This window comes from Alteromonas sp. CH_MED4-4 (assembly GCF_037029575.1).
Taxonomy (GTDB): domain Bacteria; phylum Pseudomonadota; class Gammaproteobacteria; order Enterobacterales; family Alteromonadaceae; genus Alteromonas; species Alteromonas macleodii.
The window spans coordinates 30,886-54,502 of sequence record NZ_JAYMEU010000021.1 but is presented as its reverse complement, the minus strand read 5'-3'; the positions used below and the strand labels follow the sequence as shown (position 1 = coordinate 54,502).

The 23,617-nt window shown below is 42.6% G+C and carries 17 protein-coding genes; 8 read left to right on the top strand and 9 right to left on the bottom strand.

From position 1 onward, the window contains the following. Positions 1 to 11 precede the first annotated feature (11 nt). Genes WA381_RS14565 through WA381_RS14555 form a run of 3 tightly spaced genes read left to right on the top strand, consistent with a single transcriptional unit; the run spans position 12 to position 4,175 of the window. Positions 12 to 1,580 (top strand): XrtA system polysaccharide chain length determinant, encoded by a 1,569-nt coding sequence (locus WA381_RS14565; RefSeq protein WP_069944660.1) that lies wholly within the window; start codon positions 12 to 14, stop codon positions 1,578 to 1,580. After that, positions 1,580 to 2,530, top strand: coding sequence for an XrtA-associated tyrosine autokinase (locus WA381_RS14560; RefSeq protein WP_069944661.1), 951 nt, complete (start codon positions 1,580 to 1,582; stop codon positions 2,528 to 2,530). The genes WA381_RS14565 and WA381_RS14560 overlap by 1 nt, the downstream gene beginning before the upstream one ends. Beyond that, positions 2,499 to 4,175, top strand: a complete 1,677-nt coding sequence (locus WA381_RS14555; protein ID WP_069944662.1) for a hypothetical protein — start codon at positions 2,499 to 2,501, stop codon at positions 4,173 to 4,175. Before WA381_RS14560 ends, WA381_RS14555 begins: the two co-directional genes overlap by 32 nt. Before the next feature lie 139 nt (positions 4,176 to 4,314). Here the strand turns inward: WA381_RS14555 and WA381_RS14550 are convergent, their stop codons facing one another. Next, complete coding sequence (locus tag WA381_RS14550; protein WP_014977100.1) at positions 4,315 to 5,379, bottom strand: XrtA/PEP-CTERM system-associated ATPase; 1,065 nt, start codon at positions 5,377 to 5,379, stop codon at positions 4,315 to 4,317. 238 nt (positions 5,380 to 5,617) lie between these two features. Between WA381_RS14550 and WA381_RS14545 the strand changes: the two genes are divergently transcribed. After that, positions 5,618 to 5,965: a GIY-YIG nuclease family protein gene (locus WA381_RS14545; RefSeq protein ID WP_014950250.1), complete on the top strand. Its 348-nt coding sequence runs from the start codon at positions 5,618 to 5,620 to the stop codon at positions 5,963 to 5,965. 45 nt (positions 5,966 to 6,010) lie between these two features. Here the strand turns inward: WA381_RS14545 and WA381_RS14540 are convergent, their stop codons facing one another. Next, positions 6,011 to 6,916, bottom strand: coding sequence for a DUF350 domain-containing protein (locus tag WA381_RS14540; protein ID WP_014950251.1), 906 nt, complete (start codon positions 6,914 to 6,916; stop codon positions 6,011 to 6,013). A 314-nt stretch (positions 6,917 to 7,230) separates the two neighbouring features. On the opposite strand from WA381_RS14540, the gene glnE reads away from it, so the two are divergent. Then, positions 7,231 to 10,164, top strand: coding sequence for a bifunctional [glutamate--ammonia ligase]-adenylyl-L-tyrosine phosphorylase/[glutamate--ammonia-ligase] adenylyltransferase (glnE, locus tag WA381_RS14535; protein ID WP_156086690.1), 2,934 nt, complete (start codon positions 7,231 to 7,233; stop codon positions 10,162 to 10,164). A 10-nt stretch (positions 10,165 to 10,174) separates the two neighbouring features. On the opposite strand, the gene WA381_RS14530 is transcribed toward glnE, so the two are convergent. From WA381_RS14530 to WA381_RS14515, 4 genes are all read right to left on the bottom strand, one after another. Further along, the gene (locus WA381_RS14530; protein WP_156086691.1) at positions 10,175 to 10,792 is read right to left on the bottom strand and encodes a TcpQ domain-containing protein; all 618 of its coding nucleotides are present in this window, start codon (positions 10,790 to 10,792) and stop codon (positions 10,175 to 10,177) included. A gap of 153 nt (positions 10,793 to 10,945) precedes the next feature. Further along, positions 10,946 to 11,881, bottom strand: coding sequence for an LpxL/LpxP family Kdo(2)-lipid IV(A) lauroyl/palmitoleoyl acyltransferase (lpxL, locus tag WA381_RS14525; RefSeq protein WP_014950254.1), 936 nt, complete (start codon positions 11,879 to 11,881; stop codon positions 10,946 to 10,948). Positions 11,882 to 12,066: 185 nt separating this feature from the next. Next, positions 12,067 to 12,324 carry a DUF3081 domain-containing protein gene (locus WA381_RS14520; protein WP_014950255.1) on the bottom strand — a complete coding sequence of 86 codons (258 nt, stop codon included), beginning with the start codon at positions 12,322 to 12,324 and terminating at the stop codon, positions 12,067 to 12,069. A gap of 105 nt (positions 12,325 to 12,429) precedes the next feature. Next, positions 12,430 to 12,984, bottom strand: coding sequence for an outer membrane protein (locus WA381_RS14515; protein ID WP_156086692.1), 555 nt, complete (start codon positions 12,982 to 12,984; stop codon positions 12,430 to 12,432). A 409-nt stretch (positions 12,985 to 13,393) separates the two neighbouring features. On the opposite strand from WA381_RS14515, the gene WA381_RS14510 reads away from it, so the two are divergent. Beyond that, complete coding sequence (locus WA381_RS14510; RefSeq protein ID WP_156086693.1) at positions 13,394 to 15,643, top strand: acyl-CoA dehydrogenase; 2,250 nt, start codon at positions 13,394 to 13,396, stop codon at positions 15,641 to 15,643. A 171-nt stretch (positions 15,644 to 15,814) separates the two neighbouring features. Beyond that, positions 15,815 to 16,285 (top strand): hypothetical protein, encoded by a 471-nt coding sequence (locus WA381_RS14505; protein WP_156086694.1) that lies wholly within the window; start codon positions 15,815 to 15,817, stop codon positions 16,283 to 16,285. Positions 16,286 to 16,547: 262 nt separating this feature from the next. On the opposite strand, the gene WA381_RS14500 is transcribed toward WA381_RS14505, so the two are convergent. The 3 genes from WA381_RS14500 to WA381_RS14490 form a co-directional block, all read right to left on the bottom strand. Then, on the bottom strand, positions 16,548 to 17,363 hold the full coding sequence (locus tag WA381_RS14500; protein WP_156086695.1) for a hypothetical protein: 816 nt from the start codon (positions 17,361 to 17,363) through the stop codon (positions 16,548 to 16,550). A 41-nt stretch (positions 17,364 to 17,404) separates the two neighbouring features. Beyond that, the gene (locus WA381_RS14495; RefSeq protein ID WP_156086696.1) at positions 17,405 to 18,430 is read right to left on the bottom strand and encodes a hypothetical protein; all 1,026 of its coding nucleotides are present in this window, start codon (positions 18,428 to 18,430) and stop codon (positions 17,405 to 17,407) included. Between the two features lie 169 nt (positions 18,431 to 18,599). After that, positions 18,600 to 21,119: a TonB-dependent receptor gene (locus tag WA381_RS14490; RefSeq protein ID WP_156086697.1), complete on the bottom strand. Its 2,520-nt coding sequence runs from the start codon at positions 21,117 to 21,119 to the stop codon at positions 18,600 to 18,602. A 534-nt stretch (positions 21,120 to 21,653) separates the two neighbouring features. Between WA381_RS14490 and WA381_RS14485 the strand changes: the two genes are divergently transcribed. Beyond that, entirely contained in the window at positions 21,654 to 23,615 is a 1,962-nt protein-coding gene (locus WA381_RS14485; protein WP_156086698.1) for a putative bifunctional diguanylate cyclase/phosphodiesterase, read from the top strand. The last annotated feature ends 2 nt before the right edge of the window (positions 23,616 to 23,617 follow it).

Below are 23,617 nucleotides of genomic sequence, written 5' to 3'. Positions count from 1 at the left end.
CAAATAATAAAATGCAGGACTTACAACAAACGCTAATCCAAATTCTTGATTACATTAAAGGGGTTTGGATTAAAAAGCGTTACGTGATTATTTTTTCATGGCTTATCTGCCCTATTGGCTTTTTATATGTTGCCAGCCTTCCCGATGTCTACTCTTCAAAAGCCCAAGTGTTCGTAGATACTCGCTCGGTTTTACAGCCATTACTGAAAGGATTAGCAATTCAGACTAATCCTGACCAAGAGATTCAAATGATGGCCAAAACATTACTCAGTAGAAGTAATGTAGAGAAAATTGCTCGAGAGAGTGACCTTGATATAACGACGCAAAATGAAGATGAGTTTGATGACTTGGTCAACAGGCTATCCAATAGCATACAGTTGAATAAAACTGGTAGAGATAATATTTACAATATAACGTATTCCAACCAATCTCCCAACACAGCTCAACGTGTGGTTCAAGAAACGCTAGACTTATTTGTCGAAGGCGCACTGGGTAATAACAGGAAGGATACAGACACCGCTGGTAGGTTTTTAGATGAACAAATTGCGGAGTATGAATCGAGACTATCAGAATCGGAACAGCGTCTGGCTAATTTTAAGAGACAATATAATGATATTCTCCCGCTAGCCGGGACATATTATTCAAACCTACAGACTTTAAATAATGAACTTGAAGCTACTCGATTGCAGATAAGGCAAACTCAGCAACAAGTTGATTCACTTAAAAATCAAATCGGTAATGTAAAACGAGCTGACAGTTTTAGTGTTACCAATCAGAATGACTCAGTTTTACAGACACGATATGACGAAAGAATAAAAGCGCTAGAGGAAGAACTAGATAGACTATCTCTTCGATTTACAGATCTTCACCCTGACGTCGTTGAATCACGAGCTTTATTAGAAAGTCTTGAGAAGTCTAGGCAAAAAGAGATAGATGCCTTCCTAAACGCTGATGAAAGTAATAATACTCAACCTTTGACGGAACTGAACCGAGAGATTAAGCTCGAAGCCAGCCGTCTAGAGAGCCAAATTGCATCCCTTCGTGTTAAAGATAGTGATTTGCAAAGAAAAATTGCAGAACTCGAAAGTAAAGTAGACCTGATTCCTCAGATTGAAGCAGAATCCTCTGCATTGAATAGAGATTACGATGTTACAAAACGAAAATATGAAGAACTTTTGTCACGAAAAGAATCAGCAGACTTATCTCGAAGAGCTGATGTGTCAGCAGAAGACCTTCAATTCAGAATTATAGAGCCCCCGCTTCTTCCCAAGCGCCCTTCAGGCCCCAACAGGCTAATTTTTTACACTGCAGTGTTAATTTTGGGTTTCGGTACAGGAATTGGCATCGCATTTCTTATAAGCCAACTTAATCCTATTTTGATTAGGCCTAAGCAGTTACTCAATGTGTCAGATTATCCTATATGGGGTACTGTAACCCACTTGAACATTGAGCAAATAAATAAAACAAACAGAAACCGTCTTTTAGTGTTTCTGCTTTCCAGTGGTACTATTTTGGCAATGTACGGCGCCTTGGTCGCCGCTGAAATTATGAATATAGATTTGTTTGGAGGGCTTCTTTAATGAAAAATACAATTGAGAAGGCACTTCAAAAACAAAAAGAGGCGAAAGCAGCAAGTCATAAGACTTCGTCTACAGAAAAAATTGAAGACGCTAGTCATTCAAACGCGCCTGAAGAGTCGAAGGTATCAATTGACAAACCTGCACCCGCAGAGCTTCCTGTTGAAACCGTAATTGCTGAAGAAAAGGAATTTATCAATAAAAAAACTCCACTTGACGAGTTTGTTATTGATTTCGTGCGACTTGATAAGAACGGACATATTTCGCTTAACGGTGAGAGAAAACAAATTAATGAAGAGTACCGAGAAATAAAGCGTAAGCTTTTAGCAAATGCTTTTGGTTCACTAGCGAAAACCCTTCACAACCCGAACATTATTATGGTTACCAGTAGTCGCCCTTCTGAAGGGAAGACATTCACTGCAACCAACCTGGCGATGAGTATCGCATCGGAGCAGGATAAAACCGTACTTCTTGTGGACGCCGACGTACTTAAGCCTAATGTATTAAACACTTTAGGGTTAGAGCGTCGTAAAGGGCTAATGGAATACTTGACCGGGGACGTTGACGATATTTCAGATGTGCTGTACCCAACCAACATCGATAAGCTGAAAATTATTCCTGCTGGAAAATCGCACCATTTGTCTACCGAACTGCTAGCAAGCCAGAAAATGCATGACACTGTTAATGAATTTGCAAATAGATACCCAGATCGAATAGTTATTTTTGATACGCCTCCTCTCATTGGTATAAACGAGAGTGCTATTCTCGCTAATTTCGCTGGCCAAGCGGTTGTTGTCGTAGAAGAGGGCAAAGCGAAGATAGGCGATATTAAAATGTCTGTGGAGCGATTGAACCCAGAGATGGCCATAGGATTTGTAGTGAACAAGTCTGTACATAACGACACCGATGGAAGCGGATATTATGGGTATTATTACTCAGAGCGCAGCGAATAGGCGCAATACAATGCCTAAAAGAAGAATAATAAAGCCGACACTTGTTGCTGCAGCCGTCGCAACAAGTCTACCTGCTTTTGCAAAACTTGACGTGAATGCTGTTGCCACAGCCGAAACCATCTACCAAAGTGTCGATACTGAGGAAAATGGAAACCGTTCACTTACAACAGTGACTGTGGCACCAAAAGTAAACGCTACTTATCAAACAAGAACATTTCGAGGGTTATGGTCCGGTACATACACCCATCTGGAACGCGATAACGACGATGCTAGCCAGCGCCAAGATTATGCAGAGTACAGCTATTCTGCTCAGTGGGAACCTCTTGAAAATTTATTATCTTTTCAAGCCGCTGGGGCATTAAGCTATCAGAATACTAATGCTTCAAATTTTCTGGTAACAGATTTTATTGCTAATTCTGACAGCTTGGCAAAAACACGCTCCAACAGACTCTCATCAACGCTGACACTTGACCAAGGCGACTGGGTAAGAGGACAAGGCACAGCCTCCTACTCAGATACAGCTTCAGAACGGTCTTTGACTAACAGCAATGCTCTCGATAATGATAGTTATCAACTGAGCGGCAAGTTAATAAACGGTGATGAAGCCGAGTATTTCATTTGGTCAGTTACGGGCACTTATCAGAATACTGAGCGAGGTCAAGCAAACAATGGTGACTTTGAATCGAGAACTGGTGACGGTTATATAGATACTCGAATTTATGGCGACTGGGCCATTCGTTTGACTGCAAGGCACGAAGCTAACCAAATTTCAGACAGAGATGACACGAACAGTTTGGTTAGGGAGTTTAATTCTTATGGGGTGGGGTTAACTTACCGTCAAGCTGAGAATCGCTATATATCGTTAACGGCCAATAAGAGTGATTCCGATCTAGGGGAAGACGATGGTGAAACATTCGTAGGTGTTGATATGCAATGGGCACTGAGCACTCGCACACGGATTGCTGCTACTTACGGGCGTCGTTTCTATGGTGAATCGGCATCGGCAAATATTAGCTACAATTCCAAATACTTACGAACCTCGTTCAGCTATTCGGAAGACGTTACTAACACCTCTCGCTTGTTAGCTGACCCAGAGAACTTAGGCGTATTTGTTTGCCCAACTTCATCGACATCCATTGCTGACTGTTTTCAGCCCAATAGCTTAAGTTATACACCCTCCGCGGGAGAGCAATTGGTGCAGCTTACTTCACAAAATCTAGAGTTTGATGACAACATCATTCTGCGAAAAAGTGCAAATTTTCAAGCAGGTTATGACTTTTCTAGAATTACCCTCGCTTTTTCTTGGCGATATGCCGAAGATGATTACTTAGACGAAGATAGACTAAGACGCACCTACTCTTTCGGTACAAACGTAGCCTATAAAATTGGTAGCTATACCAACATAACTAGCAGTATTAACTACGCCAATATCACAGGTCAGGGTGCAGAAGACGTATTTAGAGGCGAAAGCGACAACTGGAATGCATCCATTGGTTTAGAAAGAGAGTTCGGTCGCCGGTTAAAAGCAAGTATTGATGCTAGGTACCTCAAGCAAGAGGGAGATTTGAATACAGGCATATCTCAGTTTGGTAACAACTATACCGACAGACGCTTAAGCGCATCTATTACCTACACCTATGACTAATTCACTGAATTTTTCAATCAACCGGTTGTAGTTTGTAGGCAGTACTAGTCAACTAAACTCAATAAAAAAGCGCCCGATTTTACGTTAGTAAAAAGGCGCTTTTTTTGTTTATCAAATGATGGTGGCTACAAAGAAAGTATCACTCTTTCTTATCATCACTTTTAAGTCGGACATACGTTTTGAACTTCTTTTTCATAAGCTTATCGACGTATTGCGTCATTTTCACTTTTTGTGAAATGGCGTCATCTAAGGCATCAACTAATTCAGCTAACATATCCAAGTAGTATTTGGTGTCGCGAATAACATTGCCTTTAGGTGTCATGATAGTTTGGCTTTCCGGGTGGTCAGCAAAGCCCATATGCTCCGTCACTTCCGCGCCCGTTTTATCAGGCTCGAACATCTCTGCTTTTACTTCTTCAATTACTTCGTTTACCGCGTCCGCGTCAAAGCTCTCTAGTTCTTCTAAAAAGCCATAGAGCATTACCCTATCCATTAGGGTATTAATTTTACGAGGGATACCGCGAGAGAACATGTGAATTCGTTCAAACGCCTCTTCACTGAATAACTGTGAGCCGTTCCATCCCGCGTGGTGCAATCGGTACTCAATGTATTCTTTGCACTCTTCCAATGAAAGCGGAGCGAGATGGCAAGACGCCACAATACGTTGCCTAAATTGCTCCATATTCGGTGCGCGCAGAATAGGCTGCAGTTCTTCTTGCCCCAGCAAAAAGCTTTGAATCAACGGTTTGCCGTTCAGCTGAAAGTTACTCAGCATTCTTAATTCTTCAATGGTCTCTAACGGAAGGTTTTGCGCTTCATCAACCAATAGTAAGGCGCGGCGACCCGCTTTGTTTAGATCGTATAAGAAAATTTCAAGCGCTTTTAAAATATCGGCTTTTGAGCGACCTTCCGTAGGAATATCAAATTTAGACGCGACCATTTTTACCAGTTCGTCTGGCGACAGCTTTGGCGTAACAATTTGAGCTGCCGCAATGTCGTCTTCAATTTCTTCAAGCAAGCTGTTTGCTACGGTGGTTTTCCCGGTTCCAATTCCGCCGGTAATAACAATGAACCCTTCAGCTTGAGAAAGTCCATACTGTAGATAAGACATGGCGCGTTTGTGCCATTTACTTGCGAAGAAAAATTCTGGATCTGGGGTTAACTGAAACGGTTTCGAGTTAAGTCCATAATAACTTTCGTACATGCAATTTACCGTTTTTCCATTAAAAATGTGCGTTCGAAAACATGAGTGCGAACACGTGAATTCGAAACAGCGCGCTTATTCTCGTATATATGGTAACCAACATCGCGCGATTATCGAAGTAATATATTCACGCCGAGTCTTAAGGGCTGGTTGATCTATGTTGTACAGCAAAGGTCAACAAGCACTAGTTAATTCTGCTAATATAAAGCTACGAGAAATTTCTATACATTGAATTACATTGGCACAAAGTATACCAGCCAACGAAGGCAATACCCACCAGGGAAGTACAAAAGCTACGTGGTATCTCTACTTAGTTGAAAATAAGCTTGGCCAACTTTACACAGGAATTACCACTAACCCCAAGCGTCGCATAGCGCAACACCGAGGAGAGTTAAAAGGGGGCGCCAAGGCCTTAAAAGGTAAGGCACCACTGACCTTTAAAGCCATATTCGAAATGATTGACAAGTCACATGCCTCAAAGCTTGAATATGAGGTAAAGAGAATGAGCCGCCCTCAAAAAAACGGGATTATTCGTAAAGGGCAACTCAATGAGCTAATGTGTATGAAAACCCAATTTGAAGATTAAGACATTGGGTTGCGTTAGGTTCGTTATCCAGAAAAGAGTATTCCCCTACCCGCCTAAGACACCGTTAATGATCATGGCGTTTCCTATGCTAAGGGTAAACCCAAGTGCAGCTACACCAACGTTATGCTGTTGGTCGACTTCCTGCCGGAAATTCATGCCAAACAAAATAATTTTTTTGCTCGCTAGTACCAAAATATGAAGTGCGATTGCTAGGCCAACACTAACAATCAGCCAACCTGTTATATTGCTCACGTAGCCTGATGGGTTATAAATGAGTAAATTCTTCGCTGCCGACACAATCATAGCAGTTCCAAGTAAATTACCAGTGTGCTCGATAGCGAGTGCTAACTGCCCCTTCTCTAGCGCCCCTTGAAATGAGTCGTTTTGATTATCTCTTGCATATCTAAACTCTAAAATACGCGTCATAACAAGCAACATGGTCAGAACCACGGTAAAGCCGGTCACAATAGCAATGATTGCGTTCATGTCGCTGCCATCAACCCACACCATAATATTGCGTAAAACAATTGCGCTTGCCACCAAACTAGCCGCATCAACCAGCGCCACACTCACACTCCTTTCGGCAATCATCGCATGCGTATCAACTTTATTAAGTACTAATTTATCGTGAGCGAAGCGTCCGAACTTCACCAATATAATGCCCACAATGCCGAAAGTTACCATTCCAATCGCCGCTTCTTTATAACCCACGCCAATATGACGGCCAACAACCGAGCTCAATACTATGCACAACGACAGCATGCCTCCCGCAATGCTTATCCCAAATGCGAAATTATCTTTAACACCCAGTTCTTCTGTTACCGAGTATTTCCTAAATGCGCCTGTCAGCCACTTCATAATCATTAGCAGTACTAACGCAATTGCGACATCCATAGCGAGATATATCAGCAGTTCTTGCGTTAGAGGTACTAGTTTTACTAAGGCTTCCACGTTATCTTTGCTCCTTGAACACACAAAGTTCTTCTGATTAGTTTTTGATGTAGTTTCGAAAAATCAGTGATGGCTAATTGAATAGCGTTCATCTAATACAAACTTGTACAACGATGACATCGAACTTGTTCAGATTTATTTTAGTTAGGGCTAAATGACCTGTAGATCACACCCTGGGTTAGCAGGCACTTAACCACATTGAATGCAGAGCTGCACGTTAGCGCACTTAGCAGACCTTGTTTTGAGTACTTGCAATGGCAATTGTGAGTATTCAACCGTAAAACACGAGCGATATCTCATAAGACGCGAGCATTATGCCAACAGACAACGAAAATAGCATGACAAACGTAGAACTTGCCGAAAAATTTTGGCAGCAGTTGTTAACAGCGCCAGCAATTAGCGAAAGTGACAGAGCCGTAATTGAGGCTCATTGTGAAAAACTAATTCTCTCCTTCACGCGCTCCTCTTTCTTGGCTGAGACATTGATTCAAAATCCTTCATTTGTTTCTCGCATCGTTGAGCATTATCAAACCCTTGAGAAAAGTGAAACGCTTCAATCTCTTGGCAATACCATGTCATCTAGCTATCTCGCAAGCCTAAACAATGAATTGCACACCGTTGCTAGCGAAGATGACTTACTGCAAGTGTTGAGGGAATTTAGAAATAAAGAGATGGCGCGGATTACTTTCCTCGACGTTTTGAACAAGCAACCCATCGAAATATCACTTATGCAGGTTTCAGCATTAGCTGATGTACTTATTAACGGTGCGTACCACTGGCTTTATCAACATTTAGCAGTGCGCTATGGAAAACCGCAAAGCCATAACCAAGACATGCACATGTATATCTTGGGTATGGGGAAATTAGGAGGAAAGGAACTCAACTTTTCTTCTGATATCGATTTAATTTTTACGTACCCAGAAAAAGGCGAAACCCAAGGTGGTCGAAAAAGCGTTGAGCATCAGCAGTTTTTTACCAAACTCGCGCAAAAACTAATCCAAGCATTGAACAAAGTGACTAATGACGGTCAAGTATACCGCGTTGACATGCGTTTACGCCCCTTCGGCGATTCTGGCCCCCTTGTGATGCATTTCGCGGCACTTGAAGATTATTATCAAGACCAGGGGCGACACTGGGAGCGCTTTGCCATGGTAAAAGCGCGGGTGATTAACGATGATAATTCGCAAGATGTGAAATGGTTAAAGAGCATTTTACACCCATTTACTTTCCGTCGTTACTTAGACTTCACCACATTAGATGCCCTTCGTAACATGAAAAAGCTGATCGCCACAGAAATACGCAGACGCAGACTGAGTAACAATATAAAACTCGGCGCAGGTGGCATTCGTGAAGTGGAGTTTTTTGCCCAAAGTTTTCAGCTGATTCACGGAGGACGAGAGCCAGCATTACAAAGTAAGTCATTACTTCGCACGTTAGATGCATTAACTGAACTCGATATAGTCGAACGCGACGTAACGCAACAGCTAAAAAGTGACTATCTATTCCTAAGAAAAGTAGAACACACGCTTCAACAAGCACAAGATCGCCAGACCCAGACTCTTCCTGAGTTACCTTGGCAACAAGCTGCGCTTATTGAAGTCATGGGTTTTGATTCTTACAGTGAATTTTTAGTGCATTTAGATACTGTAATGGCGCGTATTCATGCCCATTTCAACGAGTTAGTAGAAGAGTCTCATGACACGCACTCAGAAGAAGACCAGCTTTTCACTGCCTGCCAAGATGCGTGGCGTCTTGCATTGCAAGAGGATGAGTTTACTGAAACCTTTGGCCAATACCTGTCTGCTAGCGATATTAAAGGCGTATATTCTATTCTTGTCGCCTTCAAGGATAAGCAACGCAATTATCGCATAGGCCAAAAAGGTGAAGACACGTTAAATAAGTTGCTTCCCGAAATTTTGTATGTGCTCATCAACCAACATCCAAACTACATCCCACAAGTACTCGACCGTTTACTCGGTGTTATTGAAGCGATTACAGGCCGAACCACTTACCTTGACTTGTTACTTGAAAATCCGGATGTACTAAAACAGTTAGTAAGGCTATGTGAACGAAGCGACTGGATTGCTCAAGAAATTAAGCGCTTCCCGTTACTATTAGACGAATTACTCACGCCGTTATACCTCGGTCAGCAAAATACCGATATCCATACCAGCAAGCAGGAATATCAGCTGGAACTGCGTGAAATCATGCTTCGTATTGAACAAGACGATGTTGAAATGCTTATGGATGGGTGGAGGCAGTTCAAACTTTGCCAACAGCTTCGCATAGCCGCCAGCGACATCAGTGAATCACTACCTATAAACAACGTGAGCGATAAGCTTACGGTACTAGCTGAAGTGATATTGGAGAACGTAGTAGATGCTGCCTGGATGCAAATGCAACAGCGCTATGGCGTTCCAGCACACCTAGAGGGAACTGACAAAGGATTTGCCGTTATCGGCTATGGAAAACTAGGCGGGTATGAATTAGGTTACGGCTCAGACTTAGATTTAGTGTTTTTGCATAATGCTCCTCGCGGCATAAGTACAGACGGCAAGAAGTCTATTGAAGCGCAACAGTTTTACATTAAGTTGGCGCAGCGCATCATGCATCTTCTCAATACGAAGACGTTGTTTGGACAATTATACGAAACCGACTTGCGTCTACGCCCTTCTGGAAATGCGGGATTGTTATGCTGCCATATCGATGGTTTCGAGAAATACCAGACCGAAGAAGCATGGACTTGGGAACATCAAGCGCTGGTTCGTGCAAGAGCCATTTGCGGAGCCCCTCGCCTTTTGAATGACTTCACGCAGGTAAGAAGTTCCATACTAACTCGCTCTAGAAACGCTAAAACGTTGGCTGACGATGTGTGCAAAATGCGTTTAAAAATGCGGGAGCACTTGCTTTCAAAGGACAACGACAAGGTAGACTTAAAGCAGTGTGTAGGTGGTATTACCGATATTGAGTTCATGGCTCAATATCTTGTACTCGCTAATGCAAAGTCACAGGCTGCCATGACAGAATATCCTGACAATCTTCGCATTTTTGACGCCGCAGCTAAGAGCAACATTATTGATGTCGCCACTGCGCACAAACTGCAAAAGGCGTATTTAAAGCTGCGAGAGCAATACCACCATTTAACGTTAGCTGATACCAAGTACGCAGATCAGAGCGAAGAACTAGATGCCATACGAGAACAAGTAACCATTCACTGGAATGCACTATTTGGCACGTGTAGCGGCTAGGCGATGAAGCTTAACCTCTAACCAAACGACAGTTGGTGGTGAGAAATTCTGTTTCTTGAGCAGTCACCACCAGCGAGCGTTGCTCTGCACATAAATATGCTTTTACTTGCCCTTCAAAACTACTGTCTATGGCACTGGCAATTTTAGCAAGCGATCCTGCAACCGTGTTGTCCAATTGAAACTGGTGCTTAATAACAAAGTCTTGCTCCAGGTTCCATATCACCTGCATGCCTTCAGCTTGAGCGTATTGCGAAATAGCTTCGCGCAGTGTGTTCCCTTCCTGGAACGTGCGGTATTTATGTTCGCCGGTCCAATTCTTTTCAACCGGACGGGTTTGGCTAGACATTTGTGCAAGCTTGTTGTCTAAATTAGGATCAACGCCCGCAATATCCAGAACAAAATCTCCCTGCTCATCTTCTTCTGGGTCAGTAGCAGACATACGGAAGTCTCGATAGAACTCACTTAACCCACGTGATACAGACTTTTCTTCCGCTTGCCCTTGCGGAACAGGCTCTTGGTCCTGTGTTTGAAGCATGTAAATGAGTACGCCAGCAATGATCACAAGCACTGCTGCTATGCCAATTTGCTTTGCCCAAAACGATGAACTTGAATAACTTGTCTGTCCCATACCTTACCAATGTGTAGCCACTTTTAATCGAAAATCAGCTTATGCTATGTGTATGAACTTAAGCATAATTCTTCTATTTTAGTCTACCTTCGAACGGAAAGCCTATTATTCTATTTATCTAATTTTCATCGCTAGGTGTTTATTCATACACAGCTATAGTGATTTATACAGCGATTCAGGGTTACCTTCCGGTCTGGTTTTAAATCGCTTGTGCATCCACAAATAGCTTTCTGGCTGTTCTTTAACCGCAGCGTCTACATGTTGATTCAGTAATGTTAGTGCTTCAGCGTCTTCCATATCACCTAACTGAGAAAGCGGTGGATAGATTTTAATTTTGTAACCGCGTTTGGTGTATTGCGACGTGATGATCATTGGCTCAGAGTGACTACGTCGAATAAACATCAGCGTTGCTGTAGTTGTCGCGGTATCTTTCACCCCACCAAATGGAACAAAGATACTTTGTTTCGGGCCATAATCCTGGTCGGGCAAATACAAACAAAGTTCTTTATCGTCAAGTGCAGCAAGTAAGGCTTTTGCGTTGCGCTTATCAATCATGTATTTGTTCGAGCGGTTTCGCCCATGATACTGAAGGTAATCAACGAGAGGGTTGTTGTGTTTGCGATAAAACGCGATGCTTGGACGGAAGAAGCCAATTCCTCTACAGGCAAATTCCAGATTCATATTGTGAAGTGCCATACCAAAGACACCTTTGCCATTTGCAAGGGCCGCTTCAACATGCTCAGTGCCTTCAATCTCAATAGCTCGTTTTACGCGCCAGCTAGGCCACCACCATCCCATAGCAGTTTCAAATAGTGCCATGCCTGTGCGCCGCACATTTTCTTTGTAAAGCGCCTCTACTTCACTGGCGGAAAGTGTAGGGTTCCAGAGCGTCAAGTTACGCTTTGCGACTTTTGCCCGTTTAGGAACAATTAATGCGATAAGTTTACCGGTACCGCCACCGATAGCGCGTATCACGGGTAAAGGCAACCATGTAATCGTATAAAGAACGAAAACACCTAACCATACAGGCCAAAACTTAGGGCCTAAAAATGCTAGTTTAAATTTAGGAGCTTTAATTGCCGCCGCCAATGTCTGTATCCTTTGAAACGAAGTGGGCGGCATTGTAGCAGAAGGTTTTTGGTGGGGCTAATTGAGACAGACAGCCCACAGTGCCCTTGCGATAAATAAAAGCGCTTGAGCAGAGAGAGCCCATACTTGCTTTCTCTGCTTAAGAAACATATTGCTTGTTATCAATACAAACTGAAATCAGGTCACTAATATTCTTTATCGATTTGCTTCAACTTTTTCTCAAACGATTCATATTGTTCTTTTGAGTCATAGTCAAAATGGTATTGATTGTGAAAGCCGAACTGCAGCTTCACATTAACGTCTTCAATGTAAAGCGTATAGCCATCGTGATCTGTAAACGCAGTGATCCCATTAAGCTTATACTGTTCATCTTCTTTCGCGCCATGCTGGCGGATCTTGTCGAAAACCTGAAGTAAGAACTTGCTGTCTAATTCGTTTTTCATTGTAAATCCATTGTTGAGAATTTATCTATTTTTACACAATCAAACGATTTTTGGATTTATCTAGGGCCTATATTTAAAACGACTATGCGAGTTAATAACTACAACCTAAAAGTTGTAGCGAAAACCTAAATTTACAATATGCGCAGAAAAATCATCTTTGCCACCAAAGTAGGTGTATTCCACGCGTACCATCGACTGTAAGCCTAAGTAGTAATCGAAGCCTAGCCCAGCTAATCCTGCGATAATTGTGTCATCGTATTCACACACAGCGGCTTCTGGGCCACAGGTATTGCTATCTATCGACGCGTGCTCGATGTCAACGCTTGCCACGCCTAATTTATAATACAGCTCACCTTTCTGGCTACTCGCTTTACCTAGTAACGCCAAATAAGGGCCTTTAGATGAGATTGATTGTTCGTCGTTATCTGTATCAATAAAAGAGATATAGCCACCTTCTACATACCACTGACGGTGAAATTGATAGCCTAAAGCAGCTGAATAGCTAATATCAGACTCATTATCTATTTCAGTATCTACGTTGCCAAAGCCAATATTTGCCACTGCATATCCGTTGGCTGATGCTAGTCCAGAAAAACCCAAGCTTGTTATAGCTGAACTTCCAATAAGGAACTTAGCGAAAAATGATGAAAGACGGCGCATTTTAATTACTTCTCCATGTTAAAGAACGCTCACTATAAAAGACAATGCCTCTGATTAAAACGAACAAACAGAGTTTAGATGAATACAGTTAACTGATAGCTGCACGAAAAAGCGGTTTTATACCAGTCCGCATAGATAATTTCCCACACAGCGAGAAGTAAAATGTTCGTAATCGCGGCGTGTTACCGCAGGTATAGTGGTTCTACATCAAGGTGACACAACAACCAGAGCGTTTTTTGACCATTAAATATCAGCAATGTTAATCCCTTACATCACACTTTCGTATAAAAAAGACGCAGACAGTTCACATAACCACATGATTATTTGATAATTTTTACAAAATTTGATCTTTTTTAAATTAAGTGTAGTATTAACCTAAACAACTGGTCAGATGAGCGGATGAGTTATTATGAGTATCAGAACTAGCTTAAAGAAAGTATTACCCCCAATTTCAATCACAGAGCAAGAAGCCTTAGATGCAGGCGACGTGTGGATTGAATCTTCTATTTATCAGGGTAAGCCTGACATGCAGGCGCTACGCGATATCCCTCAGGCAAAACTGAGCGCAGAAGAACAAGCATTCATGGACGGTCCAGTAACCGAGTTGCTGAACATGATCGATGACTTTGAATTAGGCAACGGCAAGCACATTCCTCAGGACGTTTTAGACTTCCTAGGTAAGAACCGCTTCTTCTCTATGATCATTCCAAAGAAATTTGGTGGTCTTGAGTTCAGCCCGTATGCAAACTCTACAATCGTTGCCACTATCGCAGCGAAAAGCGGTGCCATTGCAGTAACCGTTATGGTTCCTAACTCATTAGGTCCAGGCGAGCTTCTTATGCACTATGGTACGACCGAGCAGCAAGATTACTGGCTACCTCGTCTAGCAGACGGTCGCGATATTCCGTGCTTTGCGCTTACCAGCCCTGAAGCAGGTTCTGACGCTGGTGCTATTCCTGACGCGGCTATCGTGACTAAAGGCGAATTCAACGGTGAAGAAGTGCTTGGTTTACGCGTAAGCTGGGACAAGCGCTACATTACACTTGCACCAATTGCGACCGTACTAGGTCTTGCGTTTAAAGTATTCGATCCAGACCAACTACTTGGCGACAAACTAGAGCTTGGCATTACCTGTGCCCTTCTTCCTAAGTCTCACCCTGGTGTTGAACTTGGTAACCGTCACGACCCAATGGGCGTACGTTTCTACAACGGTACTACTCGTGGTCAAGATGTGTTCATTCCTATGGACTTCATCATTGGTGGTCAAAATAACATTGGTCGTGGTTGGCAGATGCTAGTTAGCTGTCTAGGTGCAGGTCGTGGTATTTCACTTCCAGCAATGGGCGTAGCAACTGCACAATCAGCATTTAAAGGCACGGTTGAGTATTCATTCGTACGTGAGCAGTTTGGTCTTCCAATTGGTCGCTTTGAAGGTATTCAAGAGAAAATGGCAGACATCGCGGGTAAGACGTTCTTACTTGAAGCGATGCGTGTTCTTACAACTGAAGGTCTAGGCTTAGGCGTGAAGCCATCAGTAGTAACCGCTATTGCTAAGTATCACATGACTGAACTAGGTCGTGATGTGATGAACTCTGCTATGGACATCCAGGCTGGTAAAGCGATTCAACGCGGTCCTCAGAATACGTTAGCGGGCGGCTATGCTGCGCTTCCTATTGCTATTACGGTAGAAGGTGCAAACATTCTTACCCGTAACCTGATGATCTTTGGCCAAGGTGCAATGCGTTGTCACCCGTACTTGAAAGACATGGTTGACCTAATCCACAGCAACGAAAGTTCTGCGGATGCAGAGTTCAACAAAGTACTTCGTAAAACAGTTGGCTTCAGCGTTAAAAATGCATTCCGCAGCCTAGGTAAAGGCTACCTTCCTTTCCTACGCGAGAGCGAGTCTGCACTACCAGAAGTTCGCAAGTACGAGAAGCGTGTTAACAGCATCTCTGCAAAGCTAGCTCCACTTGCTGACTTGTCACTTGCAGTACTAGGCGGTGACCTTAAGAAAGCTGAGCTTTTATCAGCACGTCTAGGTGACGTAATGAGCTACCTATACGGCGCAATGGCGGCAATTCGTTTCTACGAGCAGCGCATTGAAGACAGAAAACTTGCGCTACCGTATTTCGAATACGCAATGCAGTGGTCTTTACAACAAGCTGATCAGGCAATTGTTAACTTTATCAACAATTTCCCGAACACGGCGACACGTGGTCTAATGCGTCTTCTTACAAATACCTACACCAACAGTGTTGCGGGTATCAGCGATGACCTAGTGCGTGAGCTTTCTATCGCGTCTATGCAAGATAACAGCGTGAAAGAGCAGCTTACTCACCTTGTTCGCGTTACGCCGGGAGATGGCAACGACATCAACGAGCAAGCGTTCAAAGCGAAGCACGCGGTAGCGCACCTTCTTGGTAAAGTGCAAAAAGCACTTCGCAAAGAGCCTGTAGTGCCGTTCATTTCTTTTGAACATGCACTTAACAAGCTTCAAGAAAAAGGTGTAGTAACGGTTGATGAAGCCGCTAAGCTTCACGACTATAACGAGAAGCGCAAGCTAGCAGTTCGTGTAGACGAATACACGTTCGATATGGAACTTGTTCCAGCGTCTCAAACGCTTAAAGCAATCGATGGCGGTCAAAACGCAGCCTAAGCAGCGTTAGTAACCCAAAGCCCTGGCAATGCCGGGGCTTTTTTTACCTGAATAAAATTTAACTTCTTAACGCGCCACTTCATTAGACAATACTTCAACTATAGTCTAACTTTTATTTCGATATACCATAGCTGCAAACATGCGTATTTTTCGAGTTTCAATGATGTAAGAGTGAGAATTGCGTTTACTTTACTGTTAGCAATAACATTGTTGTCTATTGGACTTTGTGTTTCAGCAAACGAAGACCGCTTTATTATTGGCTACGTCAGTCACCCCAGAGTACTAAGCCATTACAAACCATTCATGGAGCAGGTGTATGCCGATATTGGTATTACTGCCGAATTTGTTGAAGTGGGTGGAGAGCGAGGTTTACGCCTGCTAGAAGAAGGAATGACTGATGCCGATGTTATCCGCTACGACGTTGTTGCTACGCCTTCAAACAATATCATAGCGATTGAACCGCCTTTCTCACAGGGTGCGTCTTTTTTGTTGTGCATTCGCAATGCACCGTGTCACAGCGACATCATTAATGATGCCAGTAATGCCATAGCGGTAACAACTCGTTTTTTTCTAACATGGGTAAACCCAAAGCCAGTATTGCGGCTAACATTTTCGAGTTTGATGATTTCAATCATGTTTTAGAACTGCTTGTGAATGGTCGTTTTAATTACGCCATTCTGCCCAGCGACTTTACACAAAATGCTATTTTCGAAAAGCAAGGCATTGAGTTTTTGCCCATTGTTGAACATAAATTGGTACATGTTATAAACAAGAAGCATGCATATCTTTACAGTGCATTGTCAAATGCAATTTCAAATAGATTAGACAATGAGAGGTGAGACTTTCGACAATATTGAAGAGTGAGTGGAAACAATTCTTCACAATATATGTCATTGAAAATCAATTAAAGAGCCTCAAGCTTTTTTATTATTCTCCTACGTTCACTCTCAGACGAAGCTGCCCCCCATGAATTTGCTAAATCTATTAAAACCTGACGAGTCTCTTCATTTAAACGCATTTCTAGAGTAGCTATATGGTTATCTAAATCAATAACTCGCAAATTATTCTCCCCTATGAAGGCATAGGACCAAAATGCTTTGTAAACATCGCTAGCACTAGAGGAATAAACTGTTTCGCTCAGCAAACGGATACTTTCTTCATTCCAGGTAGCTGACCTAGACAACCAGTAAATACTATCGCTAAAACTCGGTGGATATAAAACTCCCAATAAAAATTCTGATTCTACAACCCCTGCCTCTAAAGCCTCGAAATACAGCGCTTCCAGATCATTGAAGCCTTTTATGTCAACTTTACTGCATGATTCAAATATTTTTAACGCTTCTCCAATGTCAATGTCAGAGTATTGCCCAAGCTCGGCCAAGTATTCATCCATATTAGAAAACCCTTTTATTGAAGAACATACTAGATTTTCTTGGTGGAACTTACTTATATTTGTAAAGTTTCGATTTTCGATTTCGTTAAAGAGTGATTTAGTAGATTCAATAGGACGCTCATCTATATGGCTTTTTTCTCTTTCTTGGGAGATTTCAATCACGAAGGAGGGATCAATGTGGCCTGCAAAACTTTGCATATTCTTTTCTAAGTCAGCTGGTAAGCCCGCTGCTTGCTTAGTTTTATCACTTGAATCAAAAGCCATAGAGGCCAAAAGAAAGAAGCTGAGAGCCAACAGAACAAATGTTAGAGTTTTCTTTTTTAGCATTTAATTCTAAAGAGGCAAACGAATGCCTCTTTTTCCCATCTCTAGAATCTGGTTGAGCCAATATAAAGCGTGGACATATCTCCATCACTCACAGTCAAGCGGTAGCTGTACGTTTTTGGCGCAACATAAGTTCCGACGGTAAAATGTGGTGTTTTACCATAATGTACTTGCCCGTTTATTACCCATGAATATATCAAGTTTTTTTCCGCTGAATGCTTATCTTCTGCTCTAGGTTTAAATGTAATGCTCTTAGTATTAAGGAAGCCCCCACCACCAACTTGAGTAGTCCTATCAAAGTCGACACCATGAATTACCGGCTTAGTATTTCGCTCAGCAATGACGCTCGAAAAGCCGCAATCACTTAAATAGAAATTTTTACCCTTCAGCTTTGCTTTTACTTTGTATTTCGACCAATCGGCCCAGTTGAATCCCTCTTGGTAGCTAAAATCTGAAAAATCTCCACCTATTCCAATGAAAAACTCAAAATTACTTAGAGTTGTGCTATTGAGCGTAGACTGGCCTAGAGCAAAAACATGCGAAGTTCGGTAACTATGTTTTTGTTTTTTGTCAATTACTGTGGAAAGGCCGTTGGGACCATCGACCCTAAATGAGTGGTAGTAGTCTGCAAATCGCTTCAACCCGGCTGATTTGTAGTTTTTACTTTCGAACTCAAAAGGTGCCCCCGTAGAAACAACATACTCTTTATAGGAAGAGGTTTTACCTGCTAAACCATCGTAGGTAAAAAAAGTGTCACTTTTACTAGTTGCTTTGGACGGATCGCTTATCCAAACGCCAGTATTGTCAGCAACAGAACTAAGACACGCACCTGGGGTCCAATCTCTCGTAGCTCTTCGCCAAGCTCCTAAAGACGGGGCTTGTCCTACATAAACAATCTCACTAGGACCTTCAGTCTTCGAACCTTGCTTTCTAACCCAACTTTCCGCCAAATCCAAAAGCTTGTACCAAGAAGGCTCAGATGGATTGTATTCGTAGTTGGTATCGATATAAACAGCATGAGAAGAAAAAGAAGCGCTAAGTAATGCAATAAGTGCAGCTTTTAATTTCATTTATTAAATCCTTATAAATTGATATTTCCTATTAATTATTTTTATAGGATGTCTTAGAGTTGTTGATAACGCAGTTACGGCAATGAAGCATCCAACATCGTTGTTTGTATTCAATTCCTAATTGAAAAGCACTCGATGTGTTGTCCATCGAGTGCTCGAAGTTGCTGGCCTATTCAAACATATACTTTAGTGAAAGTACCGTAGTACGACCATTTAGCGGTCTTCCGCGGACATAATCACCTGTTGAAATCTCTCCAAAAGGTGTTCCTTCTACTTCAGTTACTACAAATTCGTCTGTAGCATTGTTCATGTTTAACGACACTGAAAACTGGTCATTAACCCAATACGTAGCGAATAAGTTTACAAGGTTATAGCCTTCTTGTTTCAGGTCATTATTATCTTGTACGTAGTACTCTGTCGAACCTTGCAGCGAAGCACCAACTGACCAATTGTCAGTGACATACTCAGGTGTAATAGTCCAGATCAAATCAGCTTGACGTCGAGGCGTATTTCCTACGAGCGATTGGTCATTAACATCTTTACTGATTTCAGCATCTGTCCATGTTAAGTTACCTGACATCACAAAATTGTCAGTTGCATTCCAACGACCTTCTAGCTCAAGACCAGTTGCTTCGTATTCACGCATGAAAGTTAGACCACTTGTTACTTCTGCTTGCGTATCTTCAGTAACAGTATCAAACAAAGTAGCGTTAACCATTAGGTCTTTAGTACCGTACTTGTAACCAATTTCGAACTGCTTGGTTGTGTCGTAACCTGAAGTTGTGCTTGTTAGGCTACCATCCGCGTTCAACGTACCGCCAATTTGAAGTAGGCGGTCAGCAATGGCACGGCCACCTTTAGAGTAACGAGCGAAGAACGTCTGGCTATCGCTTAGCAGGTACGAACCACCGATTGAATAAGACGTATTATTCGCGCTGTAATCAACAATTTGAGAAGACGCACTGGCGCGATTTAAGTTGATGACACCACCGCTAATGAAGCCGCTGTTGATTGCTGAAGCATCTTCAATTTGCTCAATAGTTCCGTTACCGTTTAGGTCGAAGTCAGCATTTCCGCCGCAACATGAGCTGATGAGTTCACCTGAAGCTTCGGTCGTGTCATGACGTACCGATGCATCAATAAGAATGTTATCAGACAATTCAAAACCAACGTTCATGTACGGCGCTTTTGTTACATAGTTTAAGTCCCACTCCCACGAAAGGAAGCTTGGTGACAATAAACCGTTTGAAACAAGTTCCACGCCATCGCCATCTGTAATTGTTAGAAGCTGTGAATTGTCACCGTCTAGAGTTTGTATAAATGTCTGCCAGCTTGACCAGCTTGTGGCGATGTCCTGGTTTGAGTAGTAATAACCTACTGTGAGGTCGATACCGTTATCAAATTCTTTACGCAAGCTGAAATCGTTGATCATGTTACCCAGATCGTTGATTCTTGTGTCGAACTGAAGGTTTGTAAATGCTTGTCCTGTGTACACTTCACCAGCGCCAGGTCCGTTCGCGAGCACAACACTTGTGCTGTCGCAATTCAGCGCATTTCCGTCACCGTCAGTAGCGCCGGCACAAAGTGCAGAAGCGAAATTCGATACATCGCCAGGGCCCGCTGGAAATCCATCAGTAAATGGAGCAATAAAACCACCTGAGATATCTGAAATACGGAACTTGTTTAATAAGAACAAGTTTTCAGCCACTTCGAGGTCAACTTCAACGCCAAATGAGTTTACTTTTGATTCGATAGCATCGCGGACGTCGCGATTCTCTGGGTTACCATAGCTGTCAAAAGTAGAAATGTTTGTGTTGTAAGCTGAGTTTAATGCCTGTGAGCTGGCATCGTAACCAGGTACCGGGCCATATTCACCATCGCCTTTCACCAATACCGGAGAAGGAAGGTATGTTGATACTTTGTCATCAAGGTTTTTATAGAAGAAACGGATGTGACCGTTATCTAGCATCTTAGTGATATTGAACTTAACTTGACCGCCTTGGTCGCCATTGTATCCCGTTTCTCGCGGGCCCTCTCCACCACGGGCAAAGCCAGCAATGTGGTAGTAAAGGTCGTCGCTAATTTCACCGCCATAGCGAAAATCTAAACGAAACTCTTCGTAATCGACGCCAAATGACGTTCCAATGGCACCGCCACCTACTTCGCCCGTGTTACTGATCAAGTTAATAACACCGCCTGGCGAGTTACTTGCGAATGTTGACGCTGAACCACCGCGCACTGCTTCCACATTCGCTACTGACCAGTCGTAGCGTAAAAAGTTATCGGCATTGCCAAAGTTAATATCACCATATTCTAAAACAGGTAAACCGTCTTCATGGATTTGCAAGAATTTAGAACCACCCGTCGCAAGTGGAATACCGCGAATAGTAATATTTGCATTACCGCCACCGCCTGAAGACTCGGCACGAATACCGGGTAATGCGCGAAATACCTCAGCGGTAGAACGAGGAGCTAGTTTAAGAATATCGTCTTCATCGAATGCACTTACAGAAACACTAGCTTCTTGCATCGTTGCACCACCCGGTGCAGCGGTAACCACAATCTGTTCGAATTTTTCTTTCGACTTTGCGTCAGCATCAGCTGTTGATGATTCCTGCGCGATAACTGAGCCCGAAAAAGCGGCGCAAATCGCTAGGGTCAAAGCATTGAGTGTGTGATTTTTGTTCATTTTTTCTCCGGCAATGTGTTGAATTTGTTAAATCCAAGGTAGCCTCTGCCCCTTTAACGTAGGGAGGAGGCAACACAATTCAAACTTAATCGATTAAGAATTTATAACAAAGGAACAACATTGTAAACATCCTGTGAAGAGTTTTTACTCTTGCGCAGCGCCTTATTTAACTTTTATATACTAAAGTTTTAGCTATATTCAGCGGTTCACATCGCAGATAAGAAATAAAAAGCAATATCGATTAAGAACACTACACTTTCAGGTATTCAGAACGAACTGTGAAAAAACATAGATAAACAAAAGCGGGTTGCTTTAGTCGAATTTTAAAATGACTCCGTCATATGTATTATATTTAGCCTATACTACAATCATTTAGTGCACTTAAGTTTGTACGCTTCGCTCTATTCTGTACGACTAAATTTGCTTTTGAAGTAACGCATTAAATTTGAATCACAATGTAATTAAGGCTTTATCCGGTAGAACACGTATCAAGAATCGATATCACAAACTGAAATAGAACGAGACACCACCGACATGCTAATTGGCAATAGCTTTGTCGGCTTCTTGATGACGATATTTGCCTTTTCTGGCCTGGTATTTTTCTTTGAAAGCGACTCCCCTTCAACATTTGCAAACAAACTACAGATTTGGGGAGTAATGGTGTGCGTCTCACTTCTGAGGCTAATTGATGCATTGTATTGGCGCACTAATTTGGCAGGAAAAGCTTATAACCCGCGCCCTGCTTTGATTCGGTTTTCGACCGGGCTTTATGTTACGGGTTGTATTTGGGCGCTTTATTCAGTGCTTTTCTATTCATCCATGGCAACTGTCGAACTAGCAGCGACTATGGTTGTACTCGCCGCGATGTCCGGCGGAGCTGGTACCGTCCTGTCTCCGAACATAAAACTCGTCGGGTTCTACTCTACTGCTCTTCTTGTACCTATGTCGTTATGTGCGTTAATTGATGCTAGCGGGAAATTTTTTATTTTAGGTGTGCTTGGCTTGGTTTTCTGGTTTGGCATTTTCGCCAGTGCTTTTCGCTACCATCGCTTTTTCATCAGTACATTACACCTTAAAGCTAAGAATAATAGTTTGATGGAACAGATGCGTATTGAGCGTAGTGAAACAGTTAAAGTAAACAAACTACTCATAGCTTCAAACGAAAAGCTCGATGCATCTAACGCCAACCTTGAAGCGGAAGTGGAAAGAAGAACGGCGGATTTATATCGGTTGTCTAACAGAGATCCACTGACAAATTTGCTTAATCGCAATGGCTTTCTCAAGCATCTCAACAATTTGATAGACACCACACGAGCCCTTGATAACTCGCTCGCCCTTCTATTTATCGACTTAGACGGATTCAAGCAAGTTAACGACAGTTTAGGACATAAAGTCGGCGATATTGTCCTTGCCGAAATTGCCAACAGACTTCGTAACTATACGGAAGAAAATCACCTGGGAAGATGGGGAGGAGACGAATTCGTCGCCGTAATTCCTTATGCTAATGTTGATACCGCAAAGGCCGTAGCACACGCTATGCGCAGTGGCGTCACTATTCCCATTATTGCTAACGACAATCAGGTAACGTTAGACGCCACTATCGGCATCGCTATGTTCCCCGTCCATGGCGACAGTGCTGTTGATTTAATTCAACAGGCCGACCTGACTATGTATGATCAAAAGCGTAAGCAAAGAGGCTCTATTGGCGTATTTAACGAAACGTTGCACAACGAAATAAAGCGAGAGCAGCGCCTTTGTGAACGCTTAAGATTAGCCATTGAAAATAGTGAATTTACTGTTTTTTATCAACCTATCATTGACGTCACGACAAACTCCTTGTCGTCAGTAGAAGCGCTTTTACGGTGGAACTGCGACGGAGAAAACATCTCTCCTGCGGTGTTTATCCCCCTTGCAGAGCGCAGCGGGCTAATGCCTGAAATAGGTGCGAGGGTATTAAATAGAGCGCTTATCGACCTTTCACATTGGCAGTTCAAACCCGGCCTCGCAATGTCGATAAATGTATCAGTCGCGCAGCTGCTCGATGACAGCTTCTTTAAAGTTTTAGACAATGCCCTCAGCACAACTAAAATTTCACCAGAACGCCTCTATCTAGAAATAACTGAAAGCGTATTCGCTATTGATAAAGATCTAGTGACTAAACGAGTGAGCGAACTCGTAGCCCGTGATGTCAAAATATCAATTGATGACTTTGGTACAGGTTATTCATCTTTAAACCGTCTTCAATCTATGCCATTCAATTTTATTAAAATTGACCGCTCTTTTATACAGAATAGCTCTGAAGAGAGTGATACCATAATAAGAGCAACACTTTTAATGGCTAAAGAGTTTGGCTGTAAAACCATTGCAGAGGGCATCGAAACTGAGCAGCAAAGGCAACATTTGTCGCAGCTTGGAACCGACTATTTGCAAGGCTTTTACTTCGCTAGACCAATGAACGCCAACGACCTTATTTCTTGGTATAACGAAAACTACTAAAA

Excerpts from the sequence above, each read along its gene's own strand:
- WA381_RS14565 (WP_069944660.1), top strand. The coding sequence starts at position 12 with ATGCAGGACTTACAACAAACGCTAATCCAAATTCTTGATTACATTAAA.
- WA381_RS14560 (WP_069944661.1), top strand. The coding sequence starts at position 1,580 with ATGAAAAATACAATTGAGAAGGCACTTCAAAAACAAAAAGAGGCGAAA.
- WA381_RS14555 (WP_069944662.1), top strand. The coding sequence starts at position 2,499 with ATGGGTATTATTACTCAGAGCGCAGCGAATAGGCGCAATACAATGCCT.
- WA381_RS14550 (WP_014977100.1), bottom strand. The coding sequence starts at position 5,379 with ATGTACGAAAGTTATTATGGACTTAACTCGAAACCGTTTCAGTTAACC.
- glnE (WP_156086690.1), top strand. The coding sequence starts at position 7,231 with ATGCCAACAGACAACGAAAATAGCATGACAAACGTAGAACTTGCCGAA.
- WA381_RS14530 (WP_156086691.1), bottom strand. The coding sequence starts at position 10,792 with ATGGGACAGACAAGTTATTCAAGTTCATCGTTTTGGGCAAAGCAAATT.
- WA381_RS14520 (WP_014950255.1), bottom strand. The coding sequence starts at position 12,324 with ATGAAAAACGAATTAGACAGCAAGTTCTTACTTCAGGTTTTCGACAAG.
- WA381_RS14515 (WP_156086692.1), bottom strand. The coding sequence starts at position 12,984 with ATGCGCCGTCTTTCATCATTTTTCGCTAAGTTCCTTATTGGAAGTTCA.
- WA381_RS14510 (WP_156086693.1), top strand. The coding sequence starts at position 13,394 with ATGAGTATCAGAACTAGCTTAAAGAAAGTATTACCCCCAATTTCAATC.
- WA381_RS14500 (WP_156086695.1), bottom strand. The coding sequence starts at position 17,363 with ATGCTAAAAAAGAAAACTCTAACATTTGTTCTGTTGGCTCTCAGCTTC.
- WA381_RS14495 (WP_156086696.1), bottom strand. The coding sequence starts at position 18,430 with ATGAAATTAAAAGCTGCACTTATTGCATTACTTAGCGCTTCTTTTTCT.
- WA381_RS14490 (WP_156086697.1), bottom strand. The coding sequence starts at position 21,119 with ATGAACAAAAATCACACACTCAATGCTTTGACCCTAGCGATTTGCGCC.
- WA381_RS14485 (WP_156086698.1), top strand. The coding sequence starts at position 21,654 with ATGCTAATTGGCAATAGCTTTGTCGGCTTCTTGATGACGATATTTGCC.